At 38.7% G+C, this 19119-nt stretch carries 17 protein-coding genes; 12 read left to right on the top strand and 5 right to left on the bottom strand.

Translation table 11 applies throughout. From position 1 onward, the window contains the following. Positions 1 to 342 precede the first annotated feature (342 nt). A complete protein-coding gene (locus J2Y67_RS20930) occupies positions 343 to 2445 on the bottom strand; it encodes a transglycosylase domain-containing protein (protein ID WP_310177196.1) in 2103 nt (700 codons plus the stop codon). 177 nt (positions 2446 to 2622) lie between these two features. On the opposite strand from J2Y67_RS20930, the gene J2Y67_RS20925 reads away from it, so the two are divergent. From J2Y67_RS20925 to J2Y67_RS20890, 8 genes are all read left to right on the top strand, one after another. Next, entirely contained in the window at positions 2623 to 3312 is a 690-nt protein-coding gene (locus tag J2Y67_RS20925; protein WP_310177194.1) for an ABC transporter ATP-binding protein, read from the top strand. Then, positions 3309 to 4661, top strand: coding sequence for an ABC transporter permease (locus tag J2Y67_RS20920; RefSeq protein ID WP_310177192.1), 1353 nt, complete (start codon positions 3309 to 3311; stop codon positions 4659 to 4661). Before J2Y67_RS20925 ends, J2Y67_RS20920 begins: the two co-directional genes overlap by 4 nt. Before the next feature lie 106 nt (positions 4662 to 4767). After that, complete coding sequence (locus J2Y67_RS20915) at positions 4768 to 5034, top strand: phage holin (RefSeq protein ID WP_310177190.1); 267 nt, start codon at positions 4768 to 4770, stop codon at positions 5032 to 5034. Between the two features lie 101 nt (positions 5035 to 5135). Then, on the top strand, positions 5136 to 6353 hold the full coding sequence (locus J2Y67_RS20910) for an MDR family MFS transporter (protein ID WP_310177188.1): 1218 nt from the start codon (positions 5136 to 5138) through the stop codon (positions 6351 to 6353). A gap of 143 nt (positions 6354 to 6496) precedes the next feature. Continuing rightward, positions 6497 to 6673: a hypothetical protein gene (locus J2Y67_RS20905; protein ID WP_310177186.1), complete on the top strand. Its 177-nt coding sequence runs from the start codon at positions 6497 to 6499 to the stop codon at positions 6671 to 6673. A 404-nt stretch (positions 6674 to 7077) separates the two neighbouring features. Beyond that, a complete protein-coding gene (locus J2Y67_RS20900; protein ID WP_310177185.1) occupies positions 7078 to 8679 on the top strand; it encodes a spore germination protein in 1602 nt (533 codons plus the stop codon). Next, on the top strand, positions 8679 to 9884 hold the full coding sequence (locus tag J2Y67_RS20895) for a Ger(x)C family spore germination protein (RefSeq protein ID WP_310177184.1): 1206 nt from the start codon (positions 8679 to 8681) through the stop codon (positions 9882 to 9884). The genes J2Y67_RS20900 and J2Y67_RS20895 overlap by 1 nt, the downstream gene beginning before the upstream one ends. Before the next feature lie 28 nt (positions 9885 to 9912). Further along, positions 9913 to 11025: a GerAB/ArcD/ProY family transporter gene (locus tag J2Y67_RS20890; protein WP_310177183.1), complete on the top strand. Its 1113-nt coding sequence runs from the start codon at positions 9913 to 9915 to the stop codon at positions 11023 to 11025. Positions 11026 to 11069: 44 nt separating this feature from the next. On the opposite strand, the gene J2Y67_RS20885 is transcribed toward J2Y67_RS20890, so the two are convergent. Further along, positions 11070 to 12740, bottom strand: coding sequence for a PAS domain-containing sensor histidine kinase (locus tag J2Y67_RS20885; protein ID WP_310177180.1), 1671 nt, complete (start codon positions 12738 to 12740; stop codon positions 11070 to 11072). A gap of 332 nt (positions 12741 to 13072) precedes the next feature. Between J2Y67_RS20885 and J2Y67_RS20880 the strand changes: the two genes are divergently transcribed. Further along, entirely contained in the window at positions 13073 to 13600 is a 528-nt protein-coding gene (locus J2Y67_RS20880; protein WP_310177178.1) for an RNA polymerase sigma factor SigX, read from the top strand. Between the two features lie 157 nt (positions 13601 to 13757). Beyond that, positions 13758 to 14123, top strand: coding sequence for a winged helix-turn-helix domain-containing protein (locus J2Y67_RS20875; protein ID WP_310177176.1), 366 nt, complete (start codon positions 13758 to 13760; stop codon positions 14121 to 14123). Between the two features lie 77 nt (positions 14124 to 14200). Here J2Y67_RS20875 and J2Y67_RS20870 read toward each other — a convergent pair whose 3' ends face one another. From J2Y67_RS20870 to J2Y67_RS20860, 3 genes are all read right to left on the bottom strand, one after another. After that, entirely contained in the window at positions 14201 to 14458 is a 258-nt protein-coding gene (locus tag J2Y67_RS20870) for a YpbS family protein (RefSeq protein WP_310177175.1), read from the bottom strand. A 122-nt stretch (positions 14459 to 14580) separates the two neighbouring features. Next, the gene (locus J2Y67_RS20865) at positions 14581 to 15918 is read right to left on the bottom strand and encodes an APC family permease (RefSeq protein WP_310177173.1); all 1338 of its coding nucleotides are present in this window, start codon (positions 15916 to 15918) and stop codon (positions 14581 to 14583) included. A gap of 393 nt (positions 15919 to 16311) precedes the next feature. Further along, entirely contained in the window at positions 16312 to 17694 is a 1383-nt protein-coding gene (locus J2Y67_RS20860; RefSeq protein ID WP_310177296.1) for an APC family permease, read from the bottom strand. Between the two features lie 477 nt (positions 17695 to 18171). Between J2Y67_RS20860 and J2Y67_RS20855 the strand changes: the two genes are divergently transcribed. Then, positions 18172 to 18528 carry a DUF3147 family protein gene (locus J2Y67_RS20855; protein ID WP_310177172.1) on the top strand — a complete coding sequence of 119 codons (357 nt, stop codon included), beginning with the start codon at positions 18172 to 18174 and terminating at the stop codon, positions 18526 to 18528. Positions 18529 to 18544: 16 nt separating this feature from the next. Then, positions 18545 to 18946, top strand: coding sequence for a DUF3147 family protein (locus J2Y67_RS20850; protein ID WP_310177169.1), 402 nt, complete (start codon positions 18545 to 18547; stop codon positions 18944 to 18946). Positions 18947 to 19119: the final 173 nt, after the last annotated feature.

The following is a 19119-nucleotide window of genomic DNA, read 5'->3' as shown; positions in this document are numbered from 1 at the left end:
ATATAAGCGACAAAATTCCATGAGGAAGAGGAGAAAGTGTCTCCAATAAAGGCTATAGGAGACAAAACTTGATGCGGAAGAGGTGGAAGTGTCTCCAAAAAAGGCTATAGGCGACAAAATTCCATGAGGAAGTGGAGAAAGTGTCTCCAATAAAGGCTATAAGCGACAAAATTCCCAGTGGAAGGGGAAACGTGTCTCCTATAGTTTCATTGAAAGACTAAATCTCATGGAAATCTACTCAAAGTGTACTTCCAAACCCACAAGAACGACAAAACCCAAGAAAAATCCGAAAAACTATGCCGCAATAACAAAAGCGCCCCATCAAAGGGCGCTTTTACCATTCTATTGAACAGCTCCACGAATCTTCTGAACCACAGAATTAACTGCTTCGCCGACTTTATAAAGAACTTTATTAAGATTTTCCTTCCAAACTGGGGCTTTTTCCTTAATGGTTTTGCCAATTTTTTCAGCGTTTGCATTTAATTCCTTTTTTATCTGCTCCGCTTTATCTTGCATTTCCTTATTTGTTTGTGTTTTCCCGGCAAGCTGGTCATTTACGGAAACAACCCCAAAGTCCTCATGTGGAACATATGGAAGCGAGGATCTCATCATCTCCTTGAAAATAGGTACAACATTGACAGAGCTGGCACCCGGCAAATAATGCTGGCGATCGGTTTGGTCAAATCCAATCCAGATGGCGCCAACGAGATTTGGGGTATACCCGACCATCCACTGAGCCTTTGTTCCCGTAACACCGCTGAATGGAAGCTGGGTGGATCCGGTTTTACCAGCAATTTGAACTCCAGGAATATGGGCACGTTGCCCAGTTCCCGATTCCACAACATTTAATAGCATAGAGGTCATCTCATTCGTAACCTTTTTGGAAGTTACTTTTGTTGCCTCTGACTTGTGTTCCACAATAACATTCCCAGTCGGTCCGACAATTTTTGTAATTAGATGACTGTCGTACCGCTTCCCGCCATTTGGAAAAGTTGAAAATGCATCGGCCATTTGCAGAGGGGAAACCCCATTACTCATTCCGCCAAGGGCAATGGCTAAGTTTTTATCCGATTTTTGCACGGGGATTCCGAAACGGTTTAAGGAATTAAGACCTTTATCAAGACCGATTTTATCCAACAGCCAAACCGCCGGAATATTCAAAGACTCCTCAAGAGCTTTATACATTGGAACCTTTCCACTATAGGTTCTTGAAAAATTCTCCGGTTTATATTTGCCAAAGGAGACGGGCTTGTCTACCAGTTCAGAGGAATAATCATATCCCTCTTCAAGCGCAGGCGTATAAACGGCAAGCGGCTTCATCGTTGAACCAGGCTGAGCTTTTAATTGCGTTGCCCGGTTAAAGCCGCGAAATACATGCTCACCGCGCCCGCCAACAAGGGCCCGGACTCCTCCAGAAGCAGGATCCAATAATACCGATCCGCTTTGTGAAAGCTTTCCACCCATACTTCTTGGGAACAAATAATCCTTACTATAAACATTCTCCAATCCTGACTGCAGATTCTGGTCCATTTCGGTATAAATCCGGTAACCGCGTGTCAAGATCTCATCTTGTGTCAAGCCGTAGCGATAAATCGCTTCATTTAATACGGCATCAACATAATAAGGGTATTTCCGGTCAACAAAACTCCCGCCGCCATTATCAAGGACAATTTTTTCATTCTTCGCTGTTTTGTATTGTGATGCGGTAATGAAATTAAGTTCCTTCATTTTCGCTAAAACCACATCGCGGCGTTTAACGGCTTCATCATAGTTTTTATAAGGGTCAAGGTAGTCCGGGGCATGAAGCAGTCCGGCCAACAGCGCCGCCTCACTAATGGATACATCTTTAATATCCTTATTAAAGTATTTTCTCGATGCATTTCCGATTCCCCAAGAACCTGAACCAAAGTAGACCTGATTCAAATACATTTGCAGAATTTCATTTTTGGTATAAACTTTTTCAATCTTAACGGCTAAAAATAATTCTTCAGCCTTCCGCTTATAGGTCCGTTCCGGCGAGAGCAGGGCGTTTTTAGCCAACTGCTGGGTTAGGGTGCTTCCTCCGGCTGTCACTCTTCCCGATAATAAATTGCCGAAAAAGGCTCTGGCAATCCCTCTGACATCAAAGCCGCCATGCTGATAAAAACGCTCGTCCTCAATCGCAACAACAGCGTTCGGAACATATTTCGGCAGTTCTTCAATGTTCGCGCCCTTTGTCCGATTGGTTAATACATTCGTTGCCACCTTGCCATTTTTATCATAAATAACGGTTGGCTGGTTTAACCCTTGTTTTAACGATTCCACATTTGCTCTGATTGCAATCCAGCCAAAATAGAGGATCGTAAATAAAACAATGACCAATAAAATCAATAAAAGAATTTGGGTAATATGACGCTTTTTCCAAAAATGTCCGATTTTTTCCCAATAGGGCTGCAATTTTTCCATTATATCTCCTAACTTTCAAAGGAATTTTGCTTTTCTCATTATAAGTTTTCTTACAAAAAAAGACCAATAAAACGGTAATTTTTCCTTTCGAAAAAAATATTTTTAAAAAAATTGAAGGGAAAAGGGGGGGTGCTGTCGTCTATAAAGGTGGAGTAACTGGAAAACAGGAGGAACAAAATGATTACCATTAAAAATGTAAGTCACGATTTTGTGATTGGGAAAAAGGGTAGACAGACGATAATCCCTGTCTTAAAAGGTATCAGCTTTACAGTTGAAAAAGGAGAAATCGTTACGATTGTCGGCCGGAGCGGTTCGGGAAAATCGACATTGCTCAATTTAATAAGCGGGTTTATTCATCCAAAAGAAGGGGAAATCTGGATCACGGGCGAAAAGGTATCAGACTACAATGAAAGTAAATTTGCTGATTTTCGTATTCAGAACCTAGGGTTTATTTTCCAAAGCTTTCAACTGATTCCGAGCATGACGGCCTTCCAAAATGTAGAACTTCCTTTAATTTTAAAAGGAGTAAATGAGCACGATCGGAAAAAGAAAACAGAGGAAATGCTGAGTAAAGTTGGTTTATTGGATTACCGGGATCATTATCCAGGAGAACTATCAGGCGGACAGCAGCAGCGGGTCAGCATAGCCCGTGCGTTAATCGTGAACCCGCCGCTAATTCTTGCAGATGAACCAACAGGCAGTCTTGATAGTGAAACAGAAGCGGATTTACTGAAGTTTATTCAAGAGTTAAACAGAGATATGGGTATTACCTTCTTAATTATCACCCACGATGATAAAGTCGCAGAAATTGGCCATCGTACCATTGAATTAAAAGATGGCAGAATGATGGAGGCAGTTCTGGTATGAAATTAAAAGATCAATTCCGCTTTGTTCGTCAAAATATGAAGAAAAACAAAACGAGGGTGTTTATGACCATCCTTGCTACGGCAATGGGGTGTGCCTTTTTAATCGTACTTGCCTCAGTAGGCTTTGGACTGCAGAGATCAGTTGTCGACGAAGTAACGAGTCGAAGAGTGGTAACACAAATTGATGTCCACGGTAAAGAAACGGGCGGCGAAGGCGGATTTCATCAATCAACCATCAAGGATATTCACCTTTTCGAAAAAATTAAAAACGTAAAAGCCGTGACACGCCGGCAAATGCTGAATCAAGAAAGTATTTTTAGACTTGGAAATTATCAGGAAGGAACCGAAACATTTGTAACTTATTTCCCGTCCGAGATCAAAGCAGGCTTCGAATTGTCAAAAGGACGGCTTCCAAAAAATAAAAATGAAATTGTTGTCGGCTATAATTTCCCGCTATATCTTATCCCTAAGGATGCCAAGGATGACATTTATGATCAAAGTGGACAGGTCAAAAAGGAATTTCGCTACAAAGGAAACTTAATTGGTGAAAAACTTGAATTAACAGTTAGACAATTCTTTAATGGAAAAGAGCAGAAAAAAACGATTCCACTAACAGTAGTTGGTATCTCCAAAAAACCAACAAAGGATTGGGCGCAAGATAAAAGCGTTTTTATTTCAGAAGACATGCTGAAAGAGATTGAATCCTTTACGAAAACGCCAAAGGGGATGATTCTTGACCCTGGAAGCAAGACACCGAAAAAAGAATTGGAGCAGCAAAAGGGAACATTTGAGGAAGTAAAAATTTATGCAAAGAATATGGAAGCGGTCCAAGGGATTGCAGACACATTAAAAGAGAAACACTATGCCTCCTATTCAGTTGTCAATGAACTGAAGGAAGTGAATTTAATGTTCACGATTGTGAAAGCCGGTTTAATTATCATCGGGACCATTGCCATCCTTATTGCGTCGATTGGAATTTATAATACGATGACGATGGCGGTAACGGAACGTGCTCCGGATATCGGAATTATGAAGGCGATTGGGGCAAGCCCAAAAATAATCAAGCGTGTCTTTTTGCTTGAAAGCAGTTATATTGGTTTAATTGGTGCGGTGATTGGCACGGTTGTTTCCTATATAATTAGTTATGGAGTAAATTTCGCGATACCACTTATTATCAAACAAGCATTTGGGGAGGAAACCCCAAAAGAATTAATCTTTAGTGAGATCCCTATTATTTTACCGATTATCTGTGTGATTATCTGCTATGTAGTAACCATCATTTCCGGATACCGCCCTGCTCAAAGAGCAACGAGGGTAGATGTGTTAAAAGCAATGAGAAGAGAAGTTTAAGATAGGCGGTCACAATCTAAGAAAATCATGTTTTCAGGGACAACCATTTTCATTCCAAGCATATGTTATAGAAAAGACACAATTGACATATGAAGGGAGTGGAAGCATGATTAACTGGAAAATCCGTTTAAAAAACAAGCATTGGGTGCTTGCCTTTGTATCACAGGTGATGATCGTGCTCCAGATGGTTTTGTCTGGATTAAATATGTTAGGTTTAGTACATTTTGAACTGACACAAACCATTCAGAGTTCCGTATTAACGTTTATTAATGCCATCTTTGTTATTCTTTCAATGCTGGGACTCGTTCAGGATCCAACCACAAAAGGATACGGGGATAGTGAACGCGCCTTAAATTATAAAGACCCAAATTAATCAATTACTACTATTAAAAGGCCAATAATGGTCTTTTTTTCTTTACTTTTTGTAATCAAATTGGTTTACTAAATAAGGAAATGCGAAAAGTGAGGAATATTATGAATAAAATAAAAAATTATATTGGGCAATTCCATACGATTGTCTGGGTGCTATTAATTGGTACAGTTTTATCAAGAGGTTCCGCTTTTATGACCCTGCCGTTTCTATCCATCTATTTATCTCGTAATTTGGACCTTCCTCCTGCTATTATCGGTTTGACGGTCGGGATGAGTCCGCTCATGGCTACCGTTGGTGGATTTATTGGCGGACATCTTTCTGATAGATACGGGCGAAAAAAGGTCATGCTATTCTCTTTATTTACATTGGCGTTCGTTTACTACGGTTTTACCGTTGCCAGCAGTCAAGGCTGGTTTATCCTCTTAAACGCTTTGAATGGACTTTGCAATTCATTCTTTGAACCAACCTCACAGGCATTAATGGCTGATATTACAGAAAAGAAAAATCGGATGAAAGCCAATTCGCTCCGTTATACTGCCATCAATGTTGGGGCTTCGGTTGGACCTTTAGTCGGGGCTTATTTAGCAACAACCTCTGCAAAAATGTCCTTTGCCATAACCGGGACTACCTATTTTCTTTATGCGATTGTTTTGTTTTTCTTTCTGCAAAAATTGGTCATTCATCAAGAGGAGCAAAGCAAAAAATCGGTATCCTTTAATGATGCATTTAGGATTATCCGAAAGGATCGAGCCCTCATGTTTTTAATTTTAGGAAGTATATTAGTAAACATTGGATATGTACAGCTTGATTCGAATCTTCCGCAGTATCTCGCTGCAAAGATGCAAAACGGCGTGGTGATTTTTTCTGTTTTACTTACGATTAATGCGGTGATGGTCGTTGTTCTACAGATGCCGATAAGTCATATCGCGGAAAAATTTAAGCCGATGCAGGCAATGCTTGCTGGTTCCATTTTTATGGCCGCAGGTTTGGTAGGTTTTAGCTTTATATCAGGCTGGGTAACGGCCGTTATTTCCATAATTCTTTTAACCTTTGGGGAAATTTTGATTTTTCCTTCCAGCAGCATTCTCATTGACAACTTAGCCCCGGAACATTTACGAGGAACTTATTTTGGTGCCGGGCAATTTAGAAAAATAGGCAATTTTCTTGGTCCCGTTTTGGGCGGGTTTCTATTAAGCCAGGTTCATGGTCAAGTCATGTTTTGGATGATTTCCCTTGTTACACTGGGAAGTATTTTCTTTTTTACAGCAGGGAATAAGGTATATATTAAAACAAGAATGGCCGGTATTGAAAAAATATAAAAAGGATGCCCTCTGGAATAGGGGCATCCTTTTTAACTATCTCAATTTATCTAAAAAATGCCATGATTGAAAAGGAAAATAAAGGTATTCTTGCTACATTCGGAGAATAGGATAATTTATCCAGTAATAAAGGAGACTTCGGAATGTGGCTTTGGTTGTTACTTGCGCAGCTAGTTTTTTTACTTGTACTTGAAGAGTCGATAAATTTTTTCTGGTATCGGCATGTTTATGGTCCAAAACAATATCCTTGGCTAAAAAGACTATCTTTTTGGAAGAAGAAAAAAATGAAAGATCAACAGAAAATAAACCTGGACCAGTAAAGCCCGCCAAACTGACGGGCTTTTTACTTTATTGAGAAGGGAGTTTCTTCTTTTGGTAGTCTCTAATAAAACCGAGGATAAAGAAGAAAAGAAATAAAGAGACAATAAAATATTCTGCAGGTTCCATGACCCTAAATGGATTTAGAGCTTTCCAGAAGATATTATAATTAGTTATTCCCATAACAAGATCAAGAAACATAATAAGTGAAAATAACAACACAGCTAATAAAGCTGTTACAAAAAGAATTTTCAATGGGTTCACCTACAAATTTCGACCTGTTCTTATTGTTCGTCCACGTTTGGACATTATTCAATATGGTTTCTGGATAAATTGGAGGATTTTGGACAATCTATCCAATATTAGAGAAATTATGTTGTTCATTTCTTAAGTGAGGCGGGGATTTGTGTCCATCTTAACCAATTTGTTAAAAAAGAAACAAAAAAATCGGCAAAACGATAATTACAGGCAAAATCAAGATCATGGTAAACCTGAAAATTTAGCGATTCTAAGGGACTATCAAGAAAATATCCATCGAATCAAAGCGGAGTTTGGAAATAGTACGGATGTTAATATGCGTGAATTTTCTTTTTTCGGACATAAAGGCACTACTGTCTATATAGATGGTTTAGCGGATAACCAAATGATTAGTGATTTTTTTCTGGAAATGGTGACAGATGAGCCAAGAGAGGGTCTGGAAGATTTTTTTCAATGGATGACAGAAAAAACAACAGGTTTAGGGAATATTCAAATCTTTGAAAATTGGAATCAGGTTTATGATTCGCTTCTTTCCGGAAATACGGTTTTTTTTATCAATGGTTATAATCGAGGAATTACCGTTGATACAAAAGGATGGGAAAAGCGAGCAATATCAGAACCGAGCACACAATTATCGATCCGGGGTCCAAAAGATTCATTTACGGAGACACTTCGGACCAATACGGCTTTATTACGTAGAAGGATTAAGAGCCCAAATTTATGGCTTGAATCCATGAAAATAGGGACCGTTACCCAAACGGATATTGCGATTATGTATTTAAAAGGAATTGCTAACGAAAAAATTGTTAAAGAAGTGAAAGATAGGCTAAAACGGATTGATATGGACGGGATTATAGCTTCCGGCTATATCGAACAATTGATTGAGGACCAATCGTGGACATCCTTTCCGACCACCTATCATTCGGAAAGACCGGATGTGACGACATCTCATATCCTTGAAGGAAGGATTGCGATTATTGTTGACGGAACACCATTTGTGATTTCAGTACCAGCTATTTTTATTCAATTTTTCCAAGCGCCTGATGATTATTATTCACGATTCGATATATCAACAGGTATTCGCTTTTTGAGGATACTAGCTTTTTTTATTGCTTTATTGGGGCCCGCAATTTATATTGCGGCCACGACCTTTCATCAGGAAATGATTCCGACTACGATGGCCATTGCCATTGCCGCACAGCGAGAAAATGTGCCCTTTCCTGCATTTGTTGAGGCACTTATTATGGAAGTTACCTTTGAAATTTTACGCGAAGCGGGGTTACGATTGCCAAGAGCAGTGGGGCAGGCTGTTTCGATTGTTGGAGCACTCGTAATCGGACAGGCTGCTGTTCAAGCGGGCTTTGTTTCACCTGTGATGGTTATCGTCGTTTCGATTACAGCGATTGCCAATTTTTCAACTCCAAGCTTTGCGATGGCGATCGCAGCCAGATTGGTTCGTTTTGTTTTAATGGGTCTTGCTTCCATATTAGGCTTTTACGGAATCATGTTAGGACTCATGTTTATGAGCATTCATTTATGTTCACTAAGGTCTTTCGGGGTTCCATATATGCAGCCCTTAGCACCATTTAACATCAAAAATCAGCAGGACGTCTTTGTTCGCATTCCACTCTGGGCAATGAAAAATAGACCAATGTTTATGAGTAAAGGGAATATCGTGCGAGCAGGTGAAAACCAAAAACCTGGACCACCCAAGCAAAAGGATGATTCTTCTTCTAAAGGTGAGCAGTGATGAGAAAATGCTTAATCATTTTTTTAATTATGTTTTTATTTACGCCGATCCTAAGTGCTTGTTGGAATCAAAAAGAATTAACGGATCTTGCGTTTGTGATGGCTTTAGGAGTTGATAAAGGAGAATCCAAAAGGTATGATGTATCCTTTCAAGTCGTTAATCCTGCAAATGTTGCATTGGGACAATCTGTCGGGGGTCAAGGGCTGCCGATTGCCGTCTTCAAAAGTTCAGGGGACACGTTAACGGAGGCAGCCAGAGATGCTACGAAGAGAATATCACGGCGGCTTTATTATGCCCATACAAATTTAGTCGTTGTCAGTGAAGAAGTGGCCAAAAAAGATATTTTAGATATTATGGATGCCTTAGATCGTGATCCGGAATTTCGAACGACTACTGATTTGGTCGTTGCCAGAAATTCCAGTGCTAGAGAGCTGGTTTCAACCTTGTCCCGGTTAGATAAACTTCCTGTTAATAAAATTACAAAAGAAATAAAAGTCACCGAAAGAATGTTAGGTGAAAATATGAGTATCAGTGTAGATGATTTTCTTAATGGGCTTGTCAGCATAGGGAAGCAGCCGATTGCGAATGGCTTTAAGTTAGTTGGGAATACAGAGGACATAGGAACAGCGGATGCTTTGCAAAAAACCGCCGCGGAAGGAATTCCGGCTGCAAACGGGATTGGTATTTTTAAGAGAGGGAAATTAGCAGGTTGGGTTGAAAATAAAAATGCCCGCGGAGTGATATGGATTTTAAATAAAGTCAAAAGTACGGCTATCAATCTCAAGATGAATGGAAAGAAGGGTGCCATATCTTATGCCCCGATTCGGTCGAAAACGGATATATCGGCCGTATTTAAGAATGGCAGACCAGTTATCAATGTGAAGCTTGAGAATGAAGGGTGGATAAGTGAAGCGAATCTTGCACTCGACTTAACGAAACCTGATGTAATAGACAAAATTAATCAAGCGGTTGAAAAAGAAATTAAGAAGGAAGTGGAATCTTCCATAAAGACTGTTCAGAAGCATAAAAGTGACATTTTTGGATTTGGGGAAGTGATTCACCGAAGGTATCCATCAGAGTGGAGTAAAATGAAAGGTGACTGGAGCAATCAATTTGCAAATCTAAAAGTAAATGTCAAAGTGGATACATTTGTCCGGCGTGAAGGAATTCGGACCAAACCATTTTGGACAGATTTTATAAAATAAAACCCTTCGTAAAGGGGAAATGTAGTATATGGAGAAGATTAAAATAAACGCTTCGCAAATGTTTGTACTGGTGGTCTTATTTGAAATGGGCAGTTCGATTCTAGTTGGTCTAGGTACAGGGGCTAAACAGGATGCATGGATCTCCATTTTATTAGGGCTGGGAGCCGGTTTATTAGTCTTCCTTGTTTACTACCGTCTGTATCTCTATTATCCGGATTTGCCCTTAACGAATTATATACAAAAAATTATCGGAAAATGGCTTGGCCGTATGATCGGGGTCCTCTATATTATTTATTTTTGCTATGTTGCTTCAAGGGTATTGCGGGATTTTGGTGAATTGCTTTCCACCACGGTTTATACTGATACACCTTTGTTTATCATTAATTCTTTGATGATGCTCACCATTATATATGGGATTCATAAAGGCATTGAGGTAATTGCAAGAGTGGGCCAATTATATTTCGGCATTATTTATATAATGGCCATTGTTGGATTTTCCTTAATCATCTTTTCTGGGTTAATTCACATGGATTATCTTAAACCCATCTTAGAAAATGGGTGGAAGCCGGTCATAAATACATTCCTGGGCCAAACGATTACGTTTCCGTTTGGTGAAATGATTGTCTTTACTATGTTCTTGCCCTATATTAGAGAACCAAAAAAGATAAAACTCGTTTGCCTTGGCGGAATGATCTTAAGTGGAATTAATATTGCAATTACAACCGTGATTAATATTGCGACCATAGGTACAGAGTTGTTCACAAGATCAAACTTCCCGTTGTTAACAACAGTGGGAAAAATTCAATTGGCTAACTTTATTGAGCGGCTTGATGTTTTATTTATGCTCTATTTGGTTATTGGTGGATTTTTTAAAATATCACTGTTTACCTATGCAGCTGTTACTGGAGCTGCTGACCTTTTCAAATTTTCAAGTCACCGGAAACTAAGCTATCCAATTGGATTGCTGATTCTATTTGCATCAGTAATCATAGCCTCATCATACGCTGAACATATCACAGAAGGAATAGTAATTGTGCCAATTTATTTACATTGGCCCTTTCAAATTATTATTCCAATTACATTGTTGCTTATTGCATTTTTTCGAAATAGGAAGAAAAAATCTTATACTACTACAAATTGAAAAAACAGCCATTTATTTCTATTAATGGCTGTTTTGAATGTAAATTATGATTTTGCAATTTGTGATCGTCTATTGGTGCTGACCATTCTGGGATTAAGCGGAAGGACAATCGTGACTAATGTTCCTTCATTTTTTTGACTTTCAAATTTTATGGTCCCTTTATGTGATTGGACAATCTTGAAACTGACCGTTAATCCTAATCCAGTCCCTTTCTCTTTCGATGAGTAAAACGGCTCGCCAATTTTTGCTAATCTTTCTTTCGTGATGCCGCAGCCATTATCTTTTACTGTAATCGTCAGCTGCTCCTGCTCCATTTTTTCAATGCTTACCCAAATCGTACCGCCGTTTTGTGAGGCCTCAATGGAATTCTTAATTACATTTATAAACAACTGCTTAAGCTGGTTTGGTTCGCATTCCATGAGGATTTCCTCTTCAGGAAAAGCCGATTCTATTTGTACATTATAAAGACTTGCTTCAGTAATTAATAATGAAATGACATCAAACATGATTTTTTGGATATCCGAAGATGTATATTTAAGGACCTGCGGTTTTGCTAATAGTAACAGTTCGCCTACGATATGGTTAATTCGATCGAGTTCGTCCAGCATGATTTGATAATAAAATTGATGCTTTTGGTCCTCTACTTGTAAAAGCTGAACAAATCCTTTCAACGAAGTTAGCGGATTGCGAATTTCATGGGCAACACTAGCGGATAATTCACCGACAACAGAAAGTTTTTCTGTTCTTCTTAACCGCTCCTCTGTTTGTCTCAATCCCGTTACGTCTCTTCCATACCCAATGATCCCTGTTATTTCACCATTAATCACAATGGGAAGTGAGGTGGTTTGTAAGGTTATTAAATGCCCATCCACATGGGGGATATATAATTCAAAAATGACAGGCCTACTATTATCAACAACAGTCGAGATAAATTCTTTAAAATGATATCGAAACCGTTTAGGTAATATGCTTTTAACGTTTTTTCCAATCATTTCCTCTCTTTTGAAGCCGGTAATGATTTCAAATTGAGGATTCAAATTGGAGAAGACCCCGTTTAAGTCCATCATATAAACAATATCAGGGCTGTATTCAAACAATGATTTGTATTGCTGCTGGCTTTCTGCAAGCTGCTTTGCCATATCTTTTTTTTCGGTAATATCCCGGCCAATAATGACAAGGCCCTGTCTTGATCCATCGGGATTAAAGAGCGGAACCTTGACGGTGTCAAAGGTTTTGGCAGATCCATCGGGGATAGGAACCACTTCTTCGCACCGTGTCACGGTTCCGTTTTTCCATGTCTCTTCGTCAGATACCTCGCAATATCGAAGGGCGTCAGCATAGTACTCTGTATAGTCTGCTAATTCAGAGTCCTTTTTCCCTCGATAATCAACATTTTCTAGCTGGAAAAGCTTTAAACCAAAATCGTTTGCTTCAATCCATCTTCCTTCGCCATCCTTAAAGTTAACGAAATCAACCATTGAATTGATTAAGGTGGATAGGCGTTTTTCATCCTCTTTGGACGCATGCAATTCTTCTTTTTTACCGATAAAGAAATAAATCACCCCACCGGTAATAATCAAATAAAGAATTTCTTTTAACCTTTCAATAATCCAAGTTAAATGGGAAGGGAGAAACTGTTCAATTAAATAATTGGTTCCATATATCCAAATAATACTTAAGACAAAGTATAAAATTACAAGTTTTTGTTTCCTCATGTAATTCTCCAGTTCTTTCAGGAAGTGAATTGCTTAGTTTGTTCGTAAAAACATATTCTTCTCCTTATAGTACTAGATTCTTAATGAATTTGGAATAATGCAATTCTGGAAATCTAGATAAATCACCGAATTCTTCCGGTATTTTTTAGAAAATAAAGCGTATCGAAAAAGGTTACAAATTGGGAACATTGCCTAATAAAAGATTTTCCCGGATTGTAACCCTTTTTTCTGGAAAAAAAAGTATGATAGTAGGGGATATGAATTATGGGCTATTTTACCGGAAGAGTTTTCCTTTGCCGCATGTTGAATGGTGATAGGAGTGTGAGTATGAATTGGAAGATAACTTTAATCATTTATATAAAAAATATCATAACGATGTTTACAATTTTTTATATTACATGGTTCATAATCGCGATCAAGCGGAAGACCTTGTTCAAGAAGTCTATATACGGGTATTAAAAGCCCATCAGAAATTTAAAGGGGATAGCAGTGAAAAAACATGGCTTTTTGCGATTGCCAGAAATGTGGCTATTGACTCCTTTCGAAAACATAAAGGCTGGAAACAGCGGATTGTCGATAAATTTGATTTTTGGGAGCAGCAAATTAAAGATGAATCGTTGACACCAGAAGAGTCTGCATTTCATAAAGAGGATACTGAAAATATGTTCAAATGTCTTGAACAGTGCACCTTAGACCAAAAGTGTGTGATCATTCTCCGCTATCTTCAGGAGCTAACGATTTTGGAAACCGCTAAAGTGTTAGGCTGGAAGGAAAGTAAAGTGAAAACAACCCAGCATCGAGCGATAAAACAATTAAAAGCCCTAATGGAGGATATGAGCAATAAAGAACGAGTGGGGTAAATGAATTCTTTTAAACTAATAAAAGCCTTACAAGATTGGAACCTTCGCAGCTGCGAGGGTTATTTTTTTATGATAATATGAAATAATCATTGCTTACTATTACCTTATATGTAAAATTATAGGAAAGGGATAAAATTGTAAATGTGAGGTTTATGCGATGACAGAAGGAAAAAAAAGATTAATCCAAGCAGTCCCAAAGCAGCCGGACTCGAGTATTCAAGCAGGACCATTTCATCTCGAAATAAAAACACAGCGCCTATATAAAAACGGTCAATTGGTCAAATTAACGGCGAGAGAATTTCAATTAATTAAACTTTTTTTTGATCGGTTTAATGAGCCTCTCTCAAGAAATCATTTACTTGATGAAATTTGGGGACAGAATTATTTCGGCGACTCCAAAACAGTAGATGTACATATTCGTAGATTAAGAGAGAAAATTGAAGACAATCCGTCCCAGCCAGAGTTTTTAAAAACGATCTGGGGCATTGGCTATTGCTTTCAAAAAAGTGAGATGAACAAATAGGAGATTTAAACCGCTTGGATCTTTATCCAAGCGGTTGATTTGATTTTAGACCTTTTTTAAAATTCAGGAGCACAATTTTATTTTGTTTTCAGCGCATATTCACGAACCATTTCCGCTGTTATAAGTTTACGCGTAGGGATAATTCCTTTTTTTGCTAGTTCGTTAATTTCATTTGTAATCTCATTTATTTTATCGGTAGTAAAATCTTTCCCTTGATGGGCTAATTCCAATGCATCTTCAATATATTGCTCCCTGAGTTGATCAAGTGCCAGGAAGTCATTAATCTTTTTGTTTTGTATATTTACATGCTCCGTAATTGCTTTATGTACACTCATAATTTCCACTCCTTTATAATCCAGTACTTTCACTCCATATTAGCAAGGAATCGAAAATAAGTTAAGTGTTTTTCTGATAAATCATATAAGAAGAGGGATAATTCTATATCCCTCTTCTCAAATCAACCTGCTTCTTCAAAGTCTAAAACGGCAATATTGTTTTTACGAATTTTTGTTTGATAAAGTAAATAAAGGACCCCAATCAGTGACCAGACAATTCCTCCAATAAGGGCGTCGGCATGAAGGTTTGACCATAAGATTCCTGTTAAACCAGCGCCAACTAACGGCATGATCACAAAGGAGAAAATGTCCTTTGCTGTTTTATATCTTTTTTGCCTAAATACGAAATGGGCAATAACAGATAAGTTAACGAAAGTAAAGGCAACCAAAGCACCAAAGTTGATGACTGAAGAAACCAATTCAAGGCTAGGGGAGATCGCAAGCATAGAAACCACTCCAACTAGAATTACATTAAAGGCAGGTGTCCGGAATTTAGGATGGACATAGCCGAATAGTTTCTTCGGAAGGACGCCGTTTCGTCCCATTACATATAGAAGTCTCGCTACACTTGCATGGGAAGCAAGACCGGAGGCTGCTGTGGCCGCAAATGCCCCTGCAACAAGGAATAGTTTGAAAAGAGTTCCGCCTACATATAAGGCAATTTCAGGTAGTGTATCGTCGGTATTTTTGAAATTAGAAACATCCGGAAATAAGGCTTGAGCGAAATAACCGGTAACAAAAAAGATAGCTCCGCCGATGAAAACCGTCAGCATAATCGCTTTCGGCATAATTTTCTGATCGACTGCTTCTTCAGCATACATCGTAACGGCGTCAAATCCAATAAAGGAGAAACAAACGACAGTTGCCCCGGTCAATACAGCGCTGAGATGAACATTCGCATGGAAAAGCGGTTCCGTTGTTAAAATCGTTCCTTGTCCCATTCCTTGAGAAAATTTTATAAAAGCGAGTACGATAAAAACTACGATTAAAACCATTGAAAAAACAACCAAAATGGAATTCAGGCTTGAAGTTTTCCCCATACTCCAAACATTTAATCCCGTGCAGATTGCCACCCAAATGAGGACCCAAACCCATGCAGGCACACTTGGAAACATAGATACCATATAAATTCGAATAATTAATGCATTTACCATTGGAAGAAGGATATAATCCAATAATGCAGCCCAACCGACAAGAAATCCCAAGTATGGACTCATCGTCTCCTTTGTATACGTATACGCCGATCCAGCGCTCGGAAATACTTGCACCATTTTTCCATAACTAATGGCAGTAAATAGCATCACGACTAAAGCTGTCATGTACGCAAGCGGAACAACCCCATTTGTTCCTTTTGAAACAATACCAAACGTATCAAATGCAATGGTTGGGGTCATATAACCCAAACCAAGCCCAACAATTGCCCATAATCCAAGTGATCGCTTAAGTGAAACATTCTCCATTTAACTACTCCCTTTCGTGCACATCGACCATTTGTGAAATGATTTCAAAATGAAAGCATTTTCATTTTAAATAATTATGCTCCAAAAGCTTTTAATATTTTAAAGCCATTGCTATTCAACCACTCTATTAATCCTCCTTCTATATTAATATAAAATGTAACTGTTTAAAATATTTGCAATTTTCATGCCAAAATATAAGAATTAAAATTAAAGAAAAAAAGCCGTGAGTTTTCTCAAAAATTCGACGGTTTGTTAAATGGCTAGGTTGCTAATCAATCCTCAATTTTTATGAAATTTTGCATAACTTACTCTTTTTTGCATATTTAGACAAACCCTACACTTTCACTTTGACAAACAAAAAGAGGAACAGGTAAACTGTCCCTCCGAATTCTTTTATATCGATGTGGTTCGTTCTGCTTCGTCGAAATCAAAATCAGCAATTTTAACTTTAAAGAATTTTGTTTGGAATAACAGATAGATAAACCCGATGACAACCCAGACAATTCCCCCGATAAGGGCATCGGCCTGCAGGTTATACCATAAAATCCCCGTTAATCCAGCCCCTAAAAGCGGCATAATGATATAAGTGAAAATATCTTTTCCTGTTTTATATCGCTTTTGTCGGAACGCAAAATGGGCGATGACGGATAAGTTGACAAAAGTAAAGGCAATTAACGCCCCAAAATTAATAAATGAAGAAATTAACTCTAGGCTCGGAGCAATGGCGAGCAGTGAAACAACGCCAACAAGGATAACATTAAAGGCAGGAGTCCTAAATTTCGGGTGTACATAACCAAAAAATTTCCTCGGCAGGACACCATTTCGTCCCATAACATATAGAAGACGGGACACACTCGCATGTGAGGCAAGTCCGGAAGCAACGGTGGCAGCAAAAGCTCCTGCAAGAAATATCAGTTTAAATAATGTTCCCCCAACATATAAGCCAATTTCAGGAAGGGTATCATCTGTCACTTTGAAGTTCGATACATCTGGGAATAAAGCTTGTGCAAAATATCCACAAACGAAAAAGATGGCTCCGCCGATAAAAACAGTCAACATAATCGCCCTCGGCAGTGTTTTCTGATCTTTGGCTTCTTCCGCATACATGGTGACCGCATCAAAACCAATGAAGGAAAAACAAACCACTGTTGCACCTGTTAAAATATGTCCAAGCTGGATATTGGAATGGAAAAGTGGTTCAGATGTGAAAATGGTGCCTTGACCCATACCTTGTGAAAGTTTAATCAAGGCAAGGACAATAAAGGCCCCAATTAATACGACTTCAAAAACAACCAGGATGGAATTCAAGCTTGAAGTTTTCCCCATACTCCACACGTTAATGGCCGTAACGATTGCAACATAGGCCACAACCCAAATCCAGGCAGGAATGTTCGGAAATATGGAAACCATATAAATACGTATGATAAGTGCATTGACCATTGGAAGAAGAATATAATCCAGCAACGCTGCCCAGCCGACTAAGAATCCAAGGTGGGGACTCATCGTTTCTCTCGTATACGTATAGGCCGAACCGGCACTAGGAAATACCTTTACCATCTTTCCGTAACTAATGGCCGTAAACAGCATAACAGCCAGCGCTGTAAGATAGGCAAGCGGGACAACACCATTTGTTTCATCCGACACAATCCCAAAAGTATCAAATACAATCGTAGGTGTCATATAACCTAACCCAAGTCCAACAATTGCCCATAGTCCAAGTGATCGTTTAAGGCTTACATTCTCCAATACTATCAACTCTCCTTTTAAACCATTCATTTTAAAAACTAATCTGTAAACGATTTCATTTTGGCTAATCATAAGGATGCAGAAAAAACGAGAATCCTAGAAAGCCATTTGTTCGATACCTCCTAACTTTTTCGAAAAAATAATTTACTATTTAAAATAGTTGCAATTTTCATACCAATCTTTATTTATAAAGGCTTTTCCTGTAAAAAAGTTAATTTAAAGATACTTTTTAGGATTTTTATAAAACAATTAACTAGAAATTTTATTTCACCATGCATAATTTATCCAGATATGCATAAAAAGACTAAACATTTTTTCGTTGGAAAAACTATTTTCTTTTTTAACCGGGCTTATTTGGAAGGAGCTTATACCTTACTTTGTAAACGCTTCCGAAACCTTAATAAAATGTTCACAAGCGTTAGGACTAAAATGAGTTAAACTATCTATGTAAAGGTGATTGTGAATAATTGCACAAACTATTAAAAAACTAAAAGAGGCGAACAAACCATGCATGTATCTTTAAGTGCCCTGCTGATTCGATTTTTATTAGGAGGTTCTGCCGTACTAGCCTGTACACTTGTAGCAAAGAAACTTGGAGAAAAAGCCGGAGGGATTTTTGCCGCTTTTCCAGCTGTCTACCTTGCTGCATTGCTAACGATTGCCCTTGATTTCCGCGGAGGTGAGCTAGTCTCCCATTCCATCATCATTTCAAAAGGAGCGATCTGGGGAATGGCCATTAATATCCTTGTTGCGATCCTTGCCGGTTATCTTCTTCCAAAAATCGGCTGGAAACGAGGCATCATTCATTCAATGGTCTGTTGGCTTGTTGTATCAATGGTAGTAGTCGTCATCACATCACATTAGAAAAAAGGTGAACTCCGTGAATAAACAGGACTTATTTATTCGATTTTTACTAGGCGGCACAGCCGTCACATTGAGTTATTTGATTACCGTTATTTCTCCGTGGAAAATTTTAGCGGGTATCTTTGCGGCTTTCCCAGCTGTTATGCTGACAGCGGTCATCATGGTCGGTATAGCTGCAGGGACAAGGAAAGCAACGAATATTGCAAGGGGCTCCGTTTACGGAATGATGGGGGGAATTGTTTGTGTAGCGACAGTCCTGCTTGTTTTAGAAGCGACAAATAATTGGGGTGTGGGGATTGCTGCTGGTATACTTGCCTGGCTGGGAAGCTCCATCGCAATTTCAAATCTTCGTGAAAAGGCATTTAGCAAAAAATTCATTCATAGTCTTAACCCATTAATCCTTTGGCATAAGAAATAGCCGAAGGATTTTTCTTATAACAAATAGTTTCCTTTTTAATAATGAAGTTTGAGTTTCTTTTCGCCAGTTGTAGGGTGTCTTCCGCTAGTTGGAGCCGGCTTTCCGCCAGTTGGATGTAGTTTAGCGCTAGTTACGGGCATTTAAACGCTAGTTGGAAATCTTTTCGCCAGTTG

Source organism: Neobacillus niacini (assembly GCF_031456445.1).
In the GTDB taxonomy this organism is placed as follows: domain Bacteria; phylum Bacillota; class Bacilli; order Bacillales; family Cytobacillaceae; genus Neobacillus; species Neobacillus niacini_I.
Note: the sequence above shows the minus strand (reverse complement) of the source record. Positions and strands in the feature narration are given on the sequence as shown.